Annotated in this window: 11 protein-coding genes and 3 pseudogenes; 5 read left to right on the top strand and 9 right to left on the bottom strand. The window is 70.0% G+C overall.

Going from position 1 to position 15,492, the window contains the following annotated elements:
• Positions 1 to 69: 69 nt before the first annotated feature.
• Positions 70 to 705: a zinc ribbon domain-containing protein gene (locus tag ACFYW8_RS09695; RefSeq protein WP_389071086.1), complete on the bottom strand. Its 636-nt coding sequence runs from the start codon at positions 703 to 705 to the stop codon at positions 70 to 72.
• An 18-nt stretch (positions 706 to 723) separates the two neighbouring features.
• Positions 724 to 1,713: pseudogene (locus ACFYW8_RS09690) on the bottom strand (recombinase family protein); the annotation flags it as partial.
• A 180-nt stretch (positions 1,714 to 1,893) separates the two neighbouring features.
• On the opposite strand from ACFYW8_RS09690, the gene ACFYW8_RS09685 reads away from it, so the two are divergent.
• Positions 1,894 to 2,745 (top strand): hypothetical protein, encoded by an 852-nt coding sequence (locus ACFYW8_RS09685; protein ID WP_389069783.1) that lies wholly within the window; start codon positions 1,894 to 1,896, stop codon positions 2,743 to 2,745.
• A gap of 130 nt (positions 2,746 to 2,875) precedes the next feature.
• Here ACFYW8_RS09685 and ACFYW8_RS09680 read toward each other — a convergent pair whose 3' ends face one another.
• From ACFYW8_RS09680 to ACFYW8_RS09670, 3 genes are all read right to left on the bottom strand, one after another.
• Positions 2,876 to 3,085, bottom strand: a complete 210-nt coding sequence (locus tag ACFYW8_RS09680; RefSeq protein WP_389069779.1) for a DUF397 domain-containing protein — start codon at positions 3,083 to 3,085, stop codon at positions 2,876 to 2,878.
• 283 nt (positions 3,086 to 3,368) lie between these two features.
• The gene (locus ACFYW8_RS09675) at positions 3,369 to 4,226 is read right to left on the bottom strand and encodes a helix-turn-helix transcriptional regulator (protein WP_365871691.1); all 858 of its coding nucleotides are present in this window, start codon (positions 4,224 to 4,226) and stop codon (positions 3,369 to 3,371) included.
• 505 nt (positions 4,227 to 4,731) lie between these two features.
• Positions 4,732 to 5,487, bottom strand: coding sequence for a GPP34 family phosphoprotein (locus ACFYW8_RS09670; RefSeq protein ID WP_365871693.1), 756 nt, complete (start codon positions 5,485 to 5,487; stop codon positions 4,732 to 4,734).
• Positions 5,488 to 5,710: 223 nt separating this feature from the next.
• Here ACFYW8_RS09670 and ACFYW8_RS09665 point away from each other — a divergent pair, with 223 nt between their 5' ends.
• Together ACFYW8_RS09665 and ACFYW8_RS09660 are read left to right on the top strand one after the other, a co-directional pair.
• The gene (locus ACFYW8_RS09665) at positions 5,711 to 8,788 is read left to right on the top strand and encodes a D-alanyl-D-alanine carboxypeptidase (protein ID WP_389069770.1); all 3,078 of its coding nucleotides are present in this window, start codon (positions 5,711 to 5,713) and stop codon (positions 8,786 to 8,788) included.
• A 202-nt stretch (positions 8,789 to 8,990) separates the two neighbouring features.
• Complete coding sequence (locus tag ACFYW8_RS09660; RefSeq protein WP_365871697.1) at positions 8,991 to 10,880, top strand: MFS transporter; 1,890 nt, start codon at positions 8,991 to 8,993, stop codon at positions 10,878 to 10,880.
• A gap of 28 nt (positions 10,881 to 10,908) precedes the next feature.
• Here the strand turns inward: ACFYW8_RS09660 and ACFYW8_RS09655 are convergent, their stop codons facing one another.
• The 4 genes and pseudogenes from ACFYW8_RS09655 to ACFYW8_RS09640 all read right to left on the bottom strand — a co-directional run.
• A complete protein-coding gene (locus ACFYW8_RS09655; RefSeq protein WP_389069763.1) occupies positions 10,909 to 11,844 on the bottom strand; it encodes an alpha/beta fold hydrolase in 936 nt (311 codons plus the stop codon).
• A gap of 157 nt (positions 11,845 to 12,001) precedes the next feature.
• On the bottom strand, positions 12,002 to 12,868 hold the full coding sequence (locus ACFYW8_RS09650; protein ID WP_365871701.1) for a MerR family transcriptional regulator: 867 nt from the start codon (positions 12,866 to 12,868) through the stop codon (positions 12,002 to 12,004).
• A 134-nt stretch (positions 12,869 to 13,002) separates the two neighbouring features.
• Complete coding sequence (locus ACFYW8_RS09645) at positions 13,003 to 13,500, bottom strand: glutathione peroxidase (RefSeq protein ID WP_365871703.1); 498 nt, start codon at positions 13,498 to 13,500, stop codon at positions 13,003 to 13,005.
• 9 nt (positions 13,501 to 13,509) lie between these two features.
• Positions 13,510 to 13,671: pseudogene (locus ACFYW8_RS09640) on the bottom strand (transcriptional regulator); the annotation flags it as partial.
• A gap of 5 nt (positions 13,672 to 13,676) precedes the next feature.
• Between ACFYW8_RS09640 and ACFYW8_RS09635 the strand changes: the two are divergent.
• A pseudogene (locus tag ACFYW8_RS09635) lies at positions 13,677 to 14,186 on the top strand (MFS transporter); the annotation flags it as partial.
• A gap of 171 nt (positions 14,187 to 14,357) precedes the next feature.
• Positions 14,358 to 15,236: a calcium-binding protein gene (locus ACFYW8_RS09630; protein ID WP_389069754.1), complete on the top strand. Its 879-nt coding sequence runs from the start codon at positions 14,358 to 14,360 to the stop codon at positions 15,234 to 15,236.
• Positions 15,237 to 15,492: the final 256 nt, after the last annotated feature.

Here is a 15,492-nt window from a genome sequence, read left to right as displayed (position 1 = left end):
CGCATTGTCTGACGGAGCGTCAGAGTATGGGCGTCCGGGAGAGAAGGCCAGTCACACGCACGGTGTGAATCAGTTCGCGTAGATGGGGCAGATGTGGGCCGGGTTGAAAGGGGCGCGCCCCTTGCCGGACGGCATGACATGAATGGCCGTGAAGATCTCGCCGATCAATGCGCGGCGTTGCTCGAAGCCTCCGTCCCTCCACTCGGCGGCGTAGTCGCGTGGCCGAGTCGCGTCTGTGGCCATCTCGTGCTCAGCGGCTCTCCTTTCCAGAAGGTCGAGTTCGGCGTTCATGACGGCGATCGTCTGGCAGTAGTCGTCCGGGCGCAGGTCCGAGAACGATTCGTCGCCTGTGGCCCATGCGGTGATGAGGGTCTGCTTGCGCACACGGATCGCCGAAATCCGAGTCGCCGCGTCCTGCAGCGCTTCAGGAAGCGCGGCGCTGGCGTCAGGTGCAGTCCGCTTGCCCTCCCACCTGGTGACCAGTTTCTCCAGATGCTGATCCACTGGCTCCGCGCGGCGGCTGACCTTGCCGCATGCGTTGCGGACTCGGCCTGGGCAGTAGTAGATGACGTGCCCACGCTGCGCGACCCGTTTGGCGCTCATCGGGGCCTTGCAGATCCCGCATCGCAAGTACCCCGTGAACAGGTACTTGCGATGGTTGAGCCCCTCGAGGTTGTGGGGGATTCCCTTCTCGACGCTGAGCATCCTGCGGTGGTCCAGCTCGAGCTGTGTGTCCGCCCATAGCTTTCGGGGGATGACCGGGTCCCACTTGCCGACTACAGGAAGACCGTCCTGCCCGACGAGTACGCGTCCCCAGCCATCCCGCTGGCGCTGATTTTCGGTGCGATGCTTCCCCTCATACGAGACGAAGCCGCAGTATCGGGGGTTGGTCAGGATTGCCTTCACGGTTGGTTGAGCTCATTTCCTGCCTCGCGGTGAGGGAATTCTGTCGCGGTTGAGTTCGCGGGCGATACCCGTGATGCTGGCGCCTTCCGTGAACCGCTCGTAGATGCGCTGGGCCACACGGGCACGGTCGGGCCGAAGAGTGCCGTCCGAGTTCCACGCGTACGGCGTCCTACCCGTGAGTTCACCCGCTGTCGCGTCCGCCAGATGGTTCCGCGCGACGCGTCGCGACGTGTCCTGCGACGATTTGAGCGCCATGATGCACAGCATTCGCGCCATGTGCCTGTCCGCGTCAGAGATGAGATTGAGCTCGCCTGTGACGCCTACCGTGGGGCGTTTTGTGAACTCGATGACGTCGATCAGATCTTCGAGATCTCTCGGCTGTCGGGCCAGTCGATCAGTGTCGTAGAACACCACCCCGTCGATATGTCCCGACAGGAGATCGCCGAGCATACGCCTGAACTCGGGGCGGACAACGACCCAGTCGGCTGAGCCGTCCGCTCGCACCGTCCGTGTCTTCTTGAAGGCGCTGGTGTCGTTCTCCCGGTAGATCTCGGCGAATGGTGACCAGTGTTGGGCGATGCGCCTCGCCTCGGCGTCGTCGAACTGGAGGGTGAGGCTCTTCTCGTCGCCTTGGCGGTCGCGAGAGGTGCGGAGGTAGCAGCCGGGCCGCTGTGGAACGTGAGCGCGCAGCGAGTCGTCCACGGCGAGTGCGACCGAGGTCCGGTTGCGTACGCGCTCCGGGATTGTCACTCCGTCCCATGACGCAACGTCGGCCCCTTCCGTCGCTGTGGCATTGAAGGTGGTCATGTGCCCTCCCGAAGTGGTGCGATGCGCCCCTGAACGTAATTCCTTCAAAGGAATGTTTCGTCGCATTGAGCCCATATCGCCTGTTTGAGCGACTTGCCGTACGCCCGTTCCCACCGTTTGGTGTCTGACGTATCGTCAGAAATGGCTTGAGGGTGACTTCGGGAGAGGTGGGTAGTGCGCATGCAGGACAGTGGACGCGAAGAGACCTATCCGGATCTGTACGGCAAGCTGGCGTCGGTCGGGCCCTACGGTGTGGATGTCGGGCACGCGTTGATCACGATGGTCGAACCCGATCCTGGGCACGAACGCGCTTACCACAGATGGTATGAAGATGATCATTTCATCGCGGGAGCCATGGCCATGCCCTGGATGTACTCGGGGCGACGCTGGGTGGCCACGCGGGATCTGCAACTCCTGCGGTATCCAAGCGAGTCGGCGGTGGCCCAGCCTGTCACGGACGGCTGTTATGTCACGGTCTACTGGCTGACCTCAGGCCGCTATGAGGAACACATGCGGTGGACCGTCGGGATCAACAAGCGGCTCAACCGCGACGGGCGCGTCTTTCATCGACGCACCCACGTCTTCACGGCCTTCCAGGACCACGAAGCCACCGTCTACCGCGACGGCGCCGCGGGCCCCCGCGACTTCCACGCCCTCGACCACCCCTACGCGGGCCTCGTGGTCGAGGTCGTCGACGCCGAATCGGCCGCCCAGCGCGCCGAGTTGCTGGAATGGCTGCGCTCCCGCCACCTCCCCGAGCGCCTGGCCGGCTCGCCCGCCGCGCTCGTCACGCTCTTCCGGCCCACCCCGCTCCCCGGCGACCGGATGACCTACGTCAAGCAGGTCGAGGGCGTGGATACCCGGCTGACCCTGCTGTGGTTCCTGCAGGCGGATCCGCGCGAGTGCTGGGAGGCGTACTTCACCGGCCTGGACGAGGCCGTGGCCGAATCAGGCCTGGGGCGAGTGGAGTTGGTGGCCCCGTTCATCCCCACGGTGCCGGGGACGGACACGTACGTGGACCGGCTGCGCTAGAAGGGCGCCCTTCGTCCCGGAGGCGAACCGAGCCAAAAAAGAGGGGCCGAGCCCCCTCGGCCAGGACGGCGGGCCGGTCGAGAGGGCTCTGTCGGTGGAGCGTATGAAGTTGTGTCGGGTCATGGTGGGGTCAGACGAGGTCGGAGGACCCTCGGCTCACCTCGGCCACGAAGGTGTTCCACGCGTCCGCGGGAAAGGCGAGCGTGGGCCCGGCGGGGACCTTGGAGTCCCGTACGGCCATCGCCGAGAGGGCCGGGGACTTGACCTCGACGCAGGCGCCGTTCCCGGTGGAGTAGGAAGACTTGGTCCACGTGTCGGTGGCGCCCTGCTGAATTGCCATGATCGCTCCAGAAAGCAGTCGTTCTTCGGTGAGTTGCCACCACCGAAACGCCGGCGCGCTGTCACCGGACTGCGGATCCGTCAGGAAACCCGCGGTCCGGATCGCGCCAACGTTGTTGCTCGGTGGCGTGATCGACGCTACTCGCCAACATCGGCTGACGAAGCGACTATTCACTCGACCGGATGGCATATTCCATGGGGGTCTTCCGTCCCAGGGCGGCGACAGTGTAAGGTCCGGCCGCTCATCGGCGGGGCGCCCTCGCGAGGCCGCCCCCGGCCGCCGTTCAGCGCGCGTATTCCTTCGCGATGTCCGCGATGAACTGGCGCGACTGCTCCACGTTCAGGGCCTGAGCCCGCAGGTGTTCGTACATCACGCTGTACTTCTGGACGTCGTTCGCCTTCTCCAGGTACAGGTCGCTGGTCACGCCCTCGATGTAGACGACGCTGGAGTCGGCCGCGTCGGGGAACTCCAGGATCGCGTACTGGCCGTTGAGACCCGGGTGAGCGCCCATGTCGAAGGGGATCACCTGCACGGTGACGTGCGGCAGTTGGGACTGCTCGACGAGGTACTCCAGCTGCTCGCGCATCAGGGATCGGTTGCCGACGGCGCGGCGCAGCGCGGACTCGTCGAGGACGGTCCACAGTCGCAGCGGGTTGTCCGGGGCGGAGATTCGTTCCTGCCGCTTCAGTCGCACCTGCACGCGCTTGTCGATGTCCGCGGGCGCGGTCTCCGGCAGCGCCCCCGCGATCAGGGCCTCGGCGTACTGCCGGGTCTGCAGCAGACCCGGGACGACCTGCGGGTCGTACACGCGCAGGCTCGCCGCGTCGGTCTCCAGGCCGATGTAGACGCTGTACGGGATGTCGCCGAAGGAGTGCCACCAGCCCTGCTGGCGGGAGTCCTTGGCCATCTGCATCAGCGAGTCGACGATCCGGTGGTCCTCGACCTCGTAGACCCCGCACAGATCGCGGACGTCGCGCTGGCTGATGCTGCGCCTGCCGTTCTCCAGGCGGCTGATCTTCGACTGCGAGACCAGCAGGCGCTCGGCGACCTCTTCGGCCGTCATGCCCTTGAGTTCACGGAGCCGGCGCAGCTCCTGGCCCAGCCGGCGCCGCCGGACGGTGGGATTGACACTTGACGCCACGGGACGTGCACCTCCGGCTGCGGGCCTGTACTTTGCGTATCTGCTGTTGAGCAGATTGCCACCAAGGTGCTTTCTACCGCTGGGAAACTGCGTATATGCGCCGGGTGGGCGCAAGTTCGCGGATTCGGCGTGTATACGCGCCGTTCGCCCCCCTCGGGGACCCGCGAACTCCCGTAGGAGATACGGGAGATCGTCGAGGATCGTCGAGGACGCCCCGGTCGGCCGAGAAGGCGAACGGGTCCCCTTGGGGACGGGTCCTCCCCTGGAGACGGGTTCTCCCCGGATGCGGCCACGCGGGGCGGCGGGACCGTGTCGTCGTCCGGACGTACGGTCTCAGCCACCCCGCGCGAACCAGCGGCTCCCGAACCGGATCATGGGGACTGCGGTGCGGCGCTCGATGTCGTGCGGCGGTGCCGGTGGTACTGGCGGTGCGGGTGCTGTGGGAACTGCGTGTGCTGCGGTACTGCCGGCGTTGCGGTGGTGCGGGTCGCCGTGGGGCTGCGGCTCAGTGCACCACGGCGCGCGCCATCGATCCATGACGCGGTTGCATCGGAACACCGCGCGCGGTCTCCGGTGCGGACCTGACTCCGGCGGTGGCCGGACGGCCTGCCGGTGCCGGGCTGCGGCGTGGCTGTGCGGCCACACCGTTCTGAACGTCCATCACGGCGTGTGCCACGAGGCCGCCCATGGGGTCGTGCCTGATCAGGTCCCGCAGCCGGGAGCGGGACGAACGTCCCTCGTTCCCCGGATACAGGTGCTTGCCGAGACCGACCGCATGGGCCAGCGCGGCGAGCGCCGCGGTCCGCGGGTCCGGCGGGACGCCGGTGCGGATCGCGTTGTCCAGCCGGGTTCTGATCTCCCGGCTGATATCCGTGTCCGTCGCTTGGTAGCGAGTCGTCGGAAGCACCCCGCACATCTGGCCCGCCACGGCATGAACCATGCCGCACCGCTCCAGATGCGAAAGGTAGGTCTGGCGAAGCCCCAGGCGGGGTCCGCCGATCCAGTTGACCGCGCGTACGGGTGCTCCGCGTCGGCGAAGCAGTTCCAACGCACAGTCCAGTGTTGGATCTCCGGTCGGCCGTGGCACCACCACGGCGATACGATCCCCGTCTGGGGCTATCCGTCCGGCCAGCGCCAGCTCCACTAGCTGTGCTCCGGCCAGACCGAGGTCGAGCGACTGCGGCTGCGCGGTGGTACCCGTGGCCGGGTCCAACGCCAGCAGCAGAAGCTCCTCCGGAATTGTTCTGCGGCTCTTGCCCATCCATGCCTCCCCGCGTGGATGAATGACAGGGTGACCCCTCTCACATTGGTCTGTCGAGGGCGCGTGACCGGAATATGGGGGAACCGGCAGGTATGTCGTTCTCGTCTACCGCAGGGGTCAAGCCCTCACAGCAGGACACTGGTACATGGTTCGGACAGCGGTGTCCGGGCGGCGGTTCAAGGGTTTGACGGTTCGTTTTCGGCGCGCGGAGGGCGTGCGCCGCATGGAGGAGGCATCGGTGGCGGGCGAGTCCCCCGACAGGTCGAAGCAGCACGAGTCGTCGGCGTCGTCGGCAGAAGCGACGCCGGTGACCCCGGCGTCGGTCCCGAGTCCGGCGCGCTCGGTCGCGCCGGCGTCGACGTCGACCCAGAGCTCGGCTCCGGCCGACCCCCGAATGGCGATGGCCCGTGAAAGGGCCGCCACGGTACGGGTGGATCAGGCGACGGCGGTGTTCTCCACGAAGGCGCTGTCGGCGGAGTCGCCCCGCACGGCGGACGTCTCCCGCACGGCGGAGCCGGAGCGGGCCTCCGAGTCCGCCGACGCCGCGGGTGCGGCCGGCGGCGGCAGGGTCGAGGGCGACACCCGGCTGCGCGCGGCGGTGGCCGCGTGGGTCGCCGGATCGGACGAGCCCGCTCCGGCGGACGCGACCGACGGCGACGCCGGATCCGGGGACGGCGCCGCCGACGACGCCGGAGACTCCGGGGACGCCGACGGGACCGACGCCGGATCCGAGGGCGATGACGGCGCCTTGAACGGCGCCGAAGACGCCGAAGACGCCGACGGGTCCGACGCGGACACGGACGGCGCGGAGCCCGGCGACGACCCGGGCGAGCCCGCGACGTCCCGGAGGGCCGACGGCACGTCCGATGAGTCCGACGAGTCCGACGAGTCCGACGAGTCCGACGAGTCCGACGTGGCGTTCGACACGGGCGAGGAGGCCGCCGCCGATCTCGACCTCGACATCGATATCGACACCGCCGAGGAGCCCGAGGCCGACCAGCAGCGGGAAGACGCCTCCGGCGAGGCTCTCGCCGCGGACGAGCCCGCGGACGAGCCCGCGGACGAGTCGGCCCCGACGTCCGCTCTGGACGCCGCCCTGGCGTCCCGAGCCGCCGCCGAGGCCGCCGCCGAGACCGCCTCCAAGGCCGTGCCCGAGGCGGCGGACGAGCCCGAGCCGACGGTCGAGGGCGAGGGCCGGACCGACCCCGAGGACGAGCCCGGGGCCGCGCCGGACGACGAGCGCGAGGACGGGCCCGCAGCCCCCTTCGCGCGAGCTGCCGTACCCGCGACCGATGATCTGCCCGAGTCCGCCGCGGACAAGCCCGAGGCCGCGTCCCAGGGCCGCCAGAGCGACTCGGATTCAGGCTCCGGCTCCGGCTCCGGTGACGAGAACGCGGACGCGGACGCGGAGACCGACGCGACCCCGGCAACGGGAACCGACGCGACCCCTGAAGCGGAGTCCGCGACACCTGACGCCGGATCCGCCCCCGAGGCCCCCGTCGATCAGCCCACCGCCATCTTCAAGGCCCCTCGGCCTCCGGCCGTGGACCAGCCCACCACCATGCTCAAGCTGGGCGGCGCCACCCGGCGCCCGGCAGCCGGGAAGCCCGGGTCCGGGCCGACGGACGCCACCGCCGAGCCCGCCGCCAAGGCCACCGACCGGCCCGCCGCCAAGGCCACCGACCGGCCCGAAGCCAAAGCCACCGACCGGCCCGAAGCCAAAGCCACCGAGCGGCCCGGCACCGACCGGCCCGCCGCCAAGGCCACCGAGCGGCCCGCCGCCAAGGCCACCGACCGGGGGGCCGCGCCCGCCGCCGATCCCGAGCGCACCAGCAGGTTCGTCGCGCTCAAGCCGCTCGACGAGCCCGGCGCCCCGGCGTGGCCGAAGGCCGCGCCCGCCCGGGGCACCGCCGACAGGCCCGCCCCGGGTACCGCAGACAGGCCCGCTGCGGCCACCGCGGCGATCCAGCAGGTCGGCCCCGAGCGCACCACACAGCTGCCGCTCCCGCCGAAGCCCCCGCTGGACCTGCTGGCCGAGCTGACGAACACGCCGCCGCCGCCGCAGACCCCGGTCCGGACGCTCGTACGGCGGGTCAAGATCTGGACGCCGCTGGTCCTGCTGCTCGTGGTGATCTTTGCAGTCGCGCAGGCCTTCCGTCCGCTGCCGACGCCGAGTCTCGCGCTCAGCGCCGACCAGACGTACACCTTCGGCGGCAGCACCCTCGACCTGCCCTGGCCCGGTCAGGGCCAGTCCGCGATCGAGGTCGACGGTGTCGGCAGCCTCGGCACCGACGGCAAGCAGACCCCCGCCCCCGTCGCGAGCGTCGCCAAGATCATGACGGCGTACGTGATCCTTCAGGAGCACCCGCTGAAGGGGAACGAGGAGGGCGAGAAGATCACCGTCGACCAGCAGGCCGAGGACGAGTCGAAGCTGCCGGACGAGTCGAAGGCATTGATGACGAAGGGCCAGCAGTTCACCGAGCGCCAGATGCTCCAGATGCTGATGATCCCCTCGGGCAACAACGTGGCGCGGCTGCTGAGCCGCTGGGACTCCGACGCCAAGAGCTTCGTCGCCAAGATGAACGCCGCGGCCAAGGACCTCGGCATGACGAACACGACGTACACGGACCCGAGCGGTCTGCAGAAGACGACGGTCAGCACGGCCACCGACCAGGTAAAGCTGGCCAAGAAGGTCATGAAGAACGACGTGTTCCGCAGCATCGTCGGGATGGCCAAGGCGGACATCCCGGGGCTGCCCGGCACGATCTACAACAACAACGACCTGCTGGTCCAGCAGGTCGGCGTGATCGGTCTGAAGACCGGTTCGTCGACGCCCGCCGGCGGCAACCTGGTGTGGGCCGCGACCAAGGTCGTGGACGGCAAGACGCAGACGATCTACGGCGCGGTGATGAACCAGAACGCCGGCACCGGCAAGCTCTGGGACAGCCTCCAGCTGGCGATCACGAACAGCCAGAAACTGATCGACAAGGTCCAGAAGAGCCTGATCACCGCCACCGTGGTGAAGAAGGGCCAGGTCGTCGGGTACGTGGACGACCAGCTCGGCGTCCGGACCCCGGTCGTCGCCACCAAGAACATGACGGCGGTCGGCTGGCCCGGTCTGAAGACCGGGCTGAGGATCGGCGAGGGCGGGACGGCGGTCCCGCACACCGGCAAGGCGGGCACGGTCGTCGGCGAGCTGAAGGTCGGCGACGGTTCCAGCGACGCCGTGACGATCCCCGTCGCGCTCCGGTCCGACCTCGCCGAGCCCGGCCTCGGCGCGAAGCTGACCCGCGTCGGCTGAGCGGACACGCACACCGATGACGTACGCGCGCACGCATCGGTGACGTACGGCGGGGAGCGGCACCCGCACCGCACTCCGCCGGACGGCGGCCCACTCGGGCGCCGTACGGCGGAGTGCGTGCTAGCGTCGCGCTAATCGGGGCTGCTCGCGAGCCGCGGGTCCCGGCCCAGAATGGACAACGGGACACGGGGAGTACCTTGCAGTGGCGACAGCGGAGCCGACACACGCCGACGACGCCGATCCGGGCCGGGGAACGGGCCCGCGAATACCGCTGCACGGCAGCACCCGCGAGGCGGTCCGTGACGTAGGCACAGACACGGCCGGAGGCGGCGGGGACGCCGATGGCCCCGGCGGGACCGAGCCGCTCGCACCGGGCGGCGCAACGCCGAAGGACCTCTTCCGCCGCTACCCCGTCCTTTTCTTCACCGCCCTCGCCGGCGTGCTCCACATTGTGTGGTTCTTCACGTTCGCGAACAGCGGCGGTGACCTGGCCGCGCAGGACGCGTGGGCGGAGTTCGTCGGCCGGCACCCGGACTCGGCGTACAACCTCGCCTGGTACGGCGGAATGCACCCGGTCTCGTACAGCGTGGTCTCGCCGTATCTGATGTCGGTGCTCGGCGTCCGGACGACGATGATGATCGCCGGGACGCTCTCGGCGGGTCTGCTGACGATGATCCTCATCCGCAGCCGAGCCGTCCGGAACCCGGTGGCCGCGACGTCCGCGGGTGTCTTCGCACTGTTCTGCAACGCCATCTCGGGCCGGGTGACCTACGGCCTCGGCACGATGTTCGCGCTCGGCGCGGTCGCCGTCGTCTTCTGCTGGCCCCACCGCTGGCGCTACAAACGCTGGGCGAAGGCCCTGTGCGCGGCGCCGCTCGCCGCGCTCGCGACGGCCGCCTCGCCGGTCGCCGGACTGTTCGTGGGCCTGCTGGCGGCGGCCCTGTTCCTCCAGAAGCGCCGCCCCGGCGCCTACGCCCTCGGCATCGCGCCGACGGTCGTGGTCGCGCTCTCGGCCCTGCTTTTCCCCTTCTCGGGCACCCAGCCGATGACCTTCTTCTCGGTCATCCTGCCGTTCGCGTGCGCCGTCTCGGTCTACTTCCTGGTTCCCAAGGAGTGGACGACGGTACGGATCACGGCGGCGGTGTACGGCCTCGGCGTACTCCTCGTCTGGCTGATCAGTTCCCAGATCGGTACGAACATCTCCCGTCTGGCGATGCTGTTCGCGGGCGTCGCCCTGATCGCCGCGCTGCCGTTCACCGTGCCGAAGTCGCGCAAGTGGTACGCCGTCGTCGTCGCCTTCGTCGGATTCAACGGATGGATCGGCTTCAAGACGGTCGACGACATCGTGCACACCACCCCGGCGGCTTCCTGGGCGCGCGAGCTGGCCCCGCTCGTCAACCAGCTCCAGTCGGTGGACGCAGAGAAGGGCCGCGTCGAGGTGGTCCCCGCCCGCTCGCACCGCGAGGCGTCCGCCCTGGCCCCCTACGTGAACCTCGCCCGCGGCTGGAACCGTCAGGCCGACATGGAGCGCAACCCGCTCTTCTACGACGACACGCTCAACTCGGCGAACTACCACGAGTGGCTGCAGCGCTGGGCCATCCACTACGTCGTGCTGCCCAAGGGCGAACCGGACGGCGACGGCGGCCAGCGCGAACGTGAGCTCGTCCAGCGGGGCATGCCGTACCTCCGGCAGATCTGGGGCGACGCCAACTGGCAGCTCTTCACCGTCACCGACCCCACCCCGCTCGCCGAGCCGCACGCCGTCGTCGACCTGGCCGAGCAGGGCGAGCTGACCATCGAGGTGAAGGAGGCGGGCCGCATCCTCATCCGTATCCCGTACTCGCCGTGGCTGAGCATCGTCGGCGCGGACGGCAAGAGCCTGAAGCCGCCGCAGGAGACGAAGGCGTCGAAGGGCCGCGAGGACGGCACCCCGAAGACGTACGACAACCTCAACGGCTGTCTGACGCCGACCGAGGAGACCGCGGCGGGCGACACGTGGACGGAGCTGCTGGCCCCGAGGCCGGGCACCTACCGGCTCGCGGCGCCGTACCAGCTCCCGCGGGGGACGCCGTGCCCGGAGGAGCTGCGCTGAGCCCGTGCCGCCGGTGCCGTGGCAGGCACTAGAACCGCTCGAACGGCCCGCAGTACGACAGACCGGCGTCCTGCGGGCGCTGGTCGCGGAAGAACCGGACGAGCAGGTCGCAGAAGTCCTCGGGCCGCTGGAGATGGGCCAGATGGCCGCACTCCGCGATCGTGGTGAAGTAGGCGCCCGGCAGGTCCGCCGCCACGGAGCGGACCCGGTCGGGCGTGGTGAGCGTGTCGTGCTCGCCGGTGAACACGAGATACGGGACGGCGGGCACGGGCGCCCGCCGGTACCACTCGTGGGCCAGCAGCCGCCGGTTCCGCTCGACCGTCACGGCGACGTCGCGCGGGGTCTGTGCCGCGAACTGCTGGTACATCAGCCGGGTCAGCGCGGCGTGCTTGCGTACGGTGCGGTCACCGGGCGGCGGTACGAAGCACCGTACGAACTCCTCGGCGGTCTCCTCGACGCGCCCCTCCTCCAGGAGCCGTACCCATCCCACGAGCGCCTCGGCGAACCACCCCGGAATGTGGTCCGACATCCCCTGCACGACGACCCGGCGCAGCAGCTCCGGACACCGCTGGGCGAGCCGGAGCCCGACGGCCCCGCCGTAGCACCCGGCGTAGAGGTTCACCGGGCCGAGCCCGAGTTCGCGCAGCATGTGTCCCGCGCACTCGGCGAGGAAGTCGATCCCGTGCTCGGCGGGCAGGAAGTCCGCGTCCCCGAACCCGGGCAGATCCACCGTGACGACGGTCCCGAGTTCTCCGAGCCACCGCTCGTGCCGCATCCACGAGTACCGCGTCTGGTCCGACCCGCCGAGCACGAGGAGCGGCTCCGTGACGGGAGGGCCGTGCCGGGCGACCCGGACGGTGTACGCGTAGCCCTCCCACGAGAGCCGGTGCTCCGCCACTTCCGTGGATGCCCCGGCTACCGGCGCCGGGGCGGGAACGTTGACCGAGGAAGCGACAGAAGGCACAGCGAACTCCCGAGAGGGGACGAGACCACCGAAACTCCCACTCGTACACGGCTGCCAGGTGCGGCGCCCGCAATGTCACACGAAGGTGGGCGCTGCGCCACGCAAAGGTAGGCGCGGCGTGGCGCTGCGACCGCACCGCACGTCACCGCACGTCACGTCACTTCACGGGGAACGCCACATCGCACACCGCGTCGTCGGGCCCCGAGGCGTCCCAGTCGGCGAAGTAGATCTCCCGGCACGGGCCGTCGACGGACAGTCCCCGCTCGGTGACCCAGCTCTCGACCGCCTCGAAGGCGGCGAGGATCTGCGGGTGGGCGACCTGGGCCTTGCTGATGCGGGCACAGGCGATGCGCCGGGCCGGCTCGATCCGGACCTCGGCCCCGGTGGCCCGCCCCTGTCGCTCCGCCCAGGCCCGTGCCGCGGCCTCGTCGGCGACCGGCACGCACGTCTCCGCGGGGCCGTCGCTCTCCACGCTGACCTCCGCGTGGTAGACGACGAAGGGTGGCCCCGTGATACCTCCGGCCTCGCGGGCGCCCTCCTCCAGCCGCCCCAGCGAGCCGGGGATCCACACCGGCAGCTCGGGCGCCAGCACGTGCCGCTTCTCGGTCAGCACGACCTGCTCGGGCACCTCGGCGGTCTCGACGACGAACTTCTCGTACATCTCGGAACTCCTCCCGGAAAGACGTCCACGGAGGTAGTCGGCGAGCGCCCGCTGCGAGGCGAACCGCGCCTCGGCGCCGTCCCAGTACGCGGCGAGCAGCGCGGCCGCTTCGCCGCCGCCCGCCTCCACCACGTCCGCGATCCGCGCCAGCGGCATGTCCAGCTGGCGCAGCAGCGCGACGAGCCGGGCCCGTTCGGTCTGCTCTGCGCGGTAGTAGCGGTAGCCGCTGACCTCGTCGACGTAGGCCGGGGGCAGCAGCCCCAGCCGGTCGTACAGCCGCAGGGCCTTCGCCGAGAGCCGCGCCCGCGAGGCGAACGCGCCGATGGTGAGCAGGTCCTTGTCCACCCTGTCATCCTCCGTCACCGGGCGCCTTCCGCCCGGTGACAGGGATACTCACCCTTGCCCCAGGGACAAGGTCAACCGCAGGGCTCAGCCGATGGCTTTCTCGGTCGTGGGGACGAGCTCAGCCGATGGCTTTCTCGGTCGTGGAGACGAGCTCAGCCGATGGCCTTCTCGACCGCGGAGACCAGCTCGGCGGACTCCGGCTCGGTCTGCGGGGAGAAGCGGCCGACGACCGTGCCGTCCCGCCCGATCAGGAACTTCTCGAAGTTCCAGCGGATGTCGCCGCTGTGCCCCTCGGCGTCGGCGGTGCCCACCAGGCGCTCGTACAGCCCGTGCCGCGCGTCGCCGTTCACCTCGACCTTCTCGGTCATCGGGAAGGTCACGCCGTAGGTCGCGGAGCAGAACTCGGCGATCTCCTCGGAGCTGCCGGGCTCCTGGCCGAGGAACTGGTTGCAGGGCACGCCGAGGACGGTGAAGCCCTGGTCGGCGTAACGGGCGTGGAGCTGCTCAAGACCGGCGTACTGCGGGGTCAGACCGCACTTGGAGGCCACGTTCACGATGAGGACGGCCTTGCCCGCGTACTGGGACAGATCGGCGGAGCCCCCCTGGAGGGCCCCGATCTCGACGGCGAGCACAGAGTTGTCAGTAGTCATAAGCGGATGCTAACTCCGGTAGGTGACGGGTCCGCCGGTCCCGCCGGTCCGTCCGTCCCGCTGCGCTGTGACAAGCACCTCACCGGCGGCCGTCCGCGAGTACAGCACCGACCGTCCCGCCCGCCGCCGCTCCACGAGCCGCGCGTCCAGCAGCACCCGCAGATGCCGTCCGCGCGCCGAGCCGGGCCGGCGCGCTGTTCGCCTTCGCGGCGCTCGGCATGTTCGCCGGGGACGTGACGACCGGCCGCCTGCTGCCGTCCCGGGTGCGCGCCCGCCTCGGCATCCCGTTCCTGCTGCTCCTCGCGACGCCGTACCTGCTCTTCGCCCTCCGTCCGAGCGTGACCGTGGCGGCCGTCCCCGTCGCCGTCGCCTCGATCGGCTTCGGATCGAGCCTGATCCAGCAGGAACGTCTGCTGGCCCTGATCCCCGACGAGCTCAGCGGTCACGCGCTCGGGCTCCACACGGCGGGCATGCTCACGATGCGGGGCGTGAGCGCGGCACTGGCGGGCGGGATCGCCCAACTCGCCTCGCCCGGAACGGCGATGACGGTCATGGCCGCCGCCTCGGTCGCCGTGACGCTGACCCTGGCTCCATCGCCGCTCCGCCGCCGTACGGCGGCCCCGGGTCGCCAACACCCGGAGTCGTCCGCCCCAAGAGAGCGACAATCCGAGGTGAACTCCACCTGAACCGGCAAAGGTTGTACGAAAGCGGCCACAACCACCCGTCCTCCGCCGGTGTCGAACGGGTTGCCTGGGCGCGCATCCGGCGCCCAGAGCTCCGTCACTTCCGGAGCCGCAGGCCGGCAGGCCGGCAGGCCGCCGGGGCACCGGGCCGCAGAACCTCACCGAGGGGGAACCATGTTCACTCGCCATACCGTCACCCTGCCGAAAGCGCTGGCGCTCGCCGCGGTCACGGTCGTCGTGTCAGCGACGGTCGCCGTCCCGACGGCGGCAGGCGCCGCGACCTCCAGGAGCGCCACGGCGGTCTCCACCGGCCAGAAGCTCTACTACACGGCGGCCGCCGGCCAGACGAACCACCTGAAGATCACCTGGGCGCTCGGCGCGACCGACCCCGACTCCCAACTGGCCGACTACATCTACACGTTCGACGACACGGTGAAGATCTCCCTGGGCGCGGGCTGTGTCCGTCCCCCTTCGGGCGACAGCACCATCGCGGTCTGCACGGTCACCGAACCCGACACCTCGGCCTCCGACCTCGAAACCCTGATCGTCAGCCTCGGCGACGGCAACGACACCGCGACGGTCGACCCCGACAACAACGGGTACTCCAGCATCTACGGCGGGACGGGCAACGACACCCTCGTCGGCTACGGCCGTGACGTCCTCTACGGCCAGGACGGCAACGACCACCTGTCCGGGGGCGGCGGCGTCTACGGCGAGGGCGCGTTCGGCGGCGCGGGCAACGACACCCTCACCTCCTGCGGCTACACCTGCCACGGCGGCGCGGGCAACGACGTTCTGCGCGGTGGCGACGCCGAGTACGACCCGCAGAACGCCGACTACGACAACAGTCTGTACGGCGACGACGGCAACGACACGATCTACGGCAACGCGGGCGCCGACCTCATCCAGGGCGGCCGAGGCAACGACAGCCTGCACGGCGGCACCGGCGCCGACAAGATCTACGGCAACAGCGGCAACGACCTCCTGCACGGAGACGCCGGCGCGGACGTACTCTCCGGCGGTCCGGGGAACGACCGGGTGTACCAGAACTGAGGAGGGCGGGGGCCGGTCACGGTGTCCTCGGGGAGGCCTCCTTCGGGGGGCCTCCCTGGATCCGGCGTCCGCCGGCGAAGCCGAGGTCGAGGTCAAGTCGACGGCGGCAATGGCGGCGGCAACGACGGTGGCAATGACGGTGGCAATGACGGTGGCAATGACGGTGGTGGGTCCGATGGGGGCCGGGCCGATCGGAGCCGTCGGCGATACGGCCTCTCGCGCACCCACAGCGGCCCGGTGACTCCGCCGCCGACGG

It is taken from the genome of Streptomyces sp. NPDC002742, assembly GCF_042888885.1.
In the GTDB taxonomy this organism is placed as follows: Bacteria; Actinomycetota; Actinomycetes; order Streptomycetales; family Streptomycetaceae; genus Streptomyces.
The sequence above is the reverse complement of the archived record's forward strand: the minus strand, read 5'-3'. Positions and strand labels throughout refer to the sequence as shown.

Bases quoted from the DNA above. Each gene is read 5' to 3' on its own strand.
- ACFYW8_RS09680 (WP_389069779.1), bottom strand. From the start codon at position 3,085: ATGGCAATTCAGCAGGGCGCCACCGACACGTGGACCAAGTCTTCCTAC.
- ACFYW8_RS09695 (WP_389071086.1), bottom strand. From the start codon at position 705: ATGCTCAGCGTCGAGAAGGGAATCCCCCACAACCTCGAGGGGCTCAAC.
- ACFYW8_RS09630 (WP_389069754.1), top strand. From the start codon at position 14,358: ATGTTCACTCGCCATACCGTCACCCTGCCGAAAGCGCTGGCGCTCGCC.
- ACFYW8_RS09670 (WP_365871693.1), bottom strand. From the start codon at position 5,487: ATGGGCAAGAGCCGCAGAACAATTCCGGAGGAGCTTCTGCTGCTGGCG.
- ACFYW8_RS09685 (WP_389069783.1), top strand. From the start codon at position 1,894: ATGCAGGACAGTGGACGCGAAGAGACCTATCCGGATCTGTACGGCAAG.
- ACFYW8_RS09665 (WP_389069770.1), top strand. From the start codon at position 5,711: ATGGAGGAGGCATCGGTGGCGGGCGAGTCCCCCGACAGGTCGAAGCAG.
- ACFYW8_RS09645 (WP_365871703.1), bottom strand. From the start codon at position 13,500: ATGACTACTGACAACTCTGTGCTCGCCGTCGAGATCGGGGCCCTCCAG.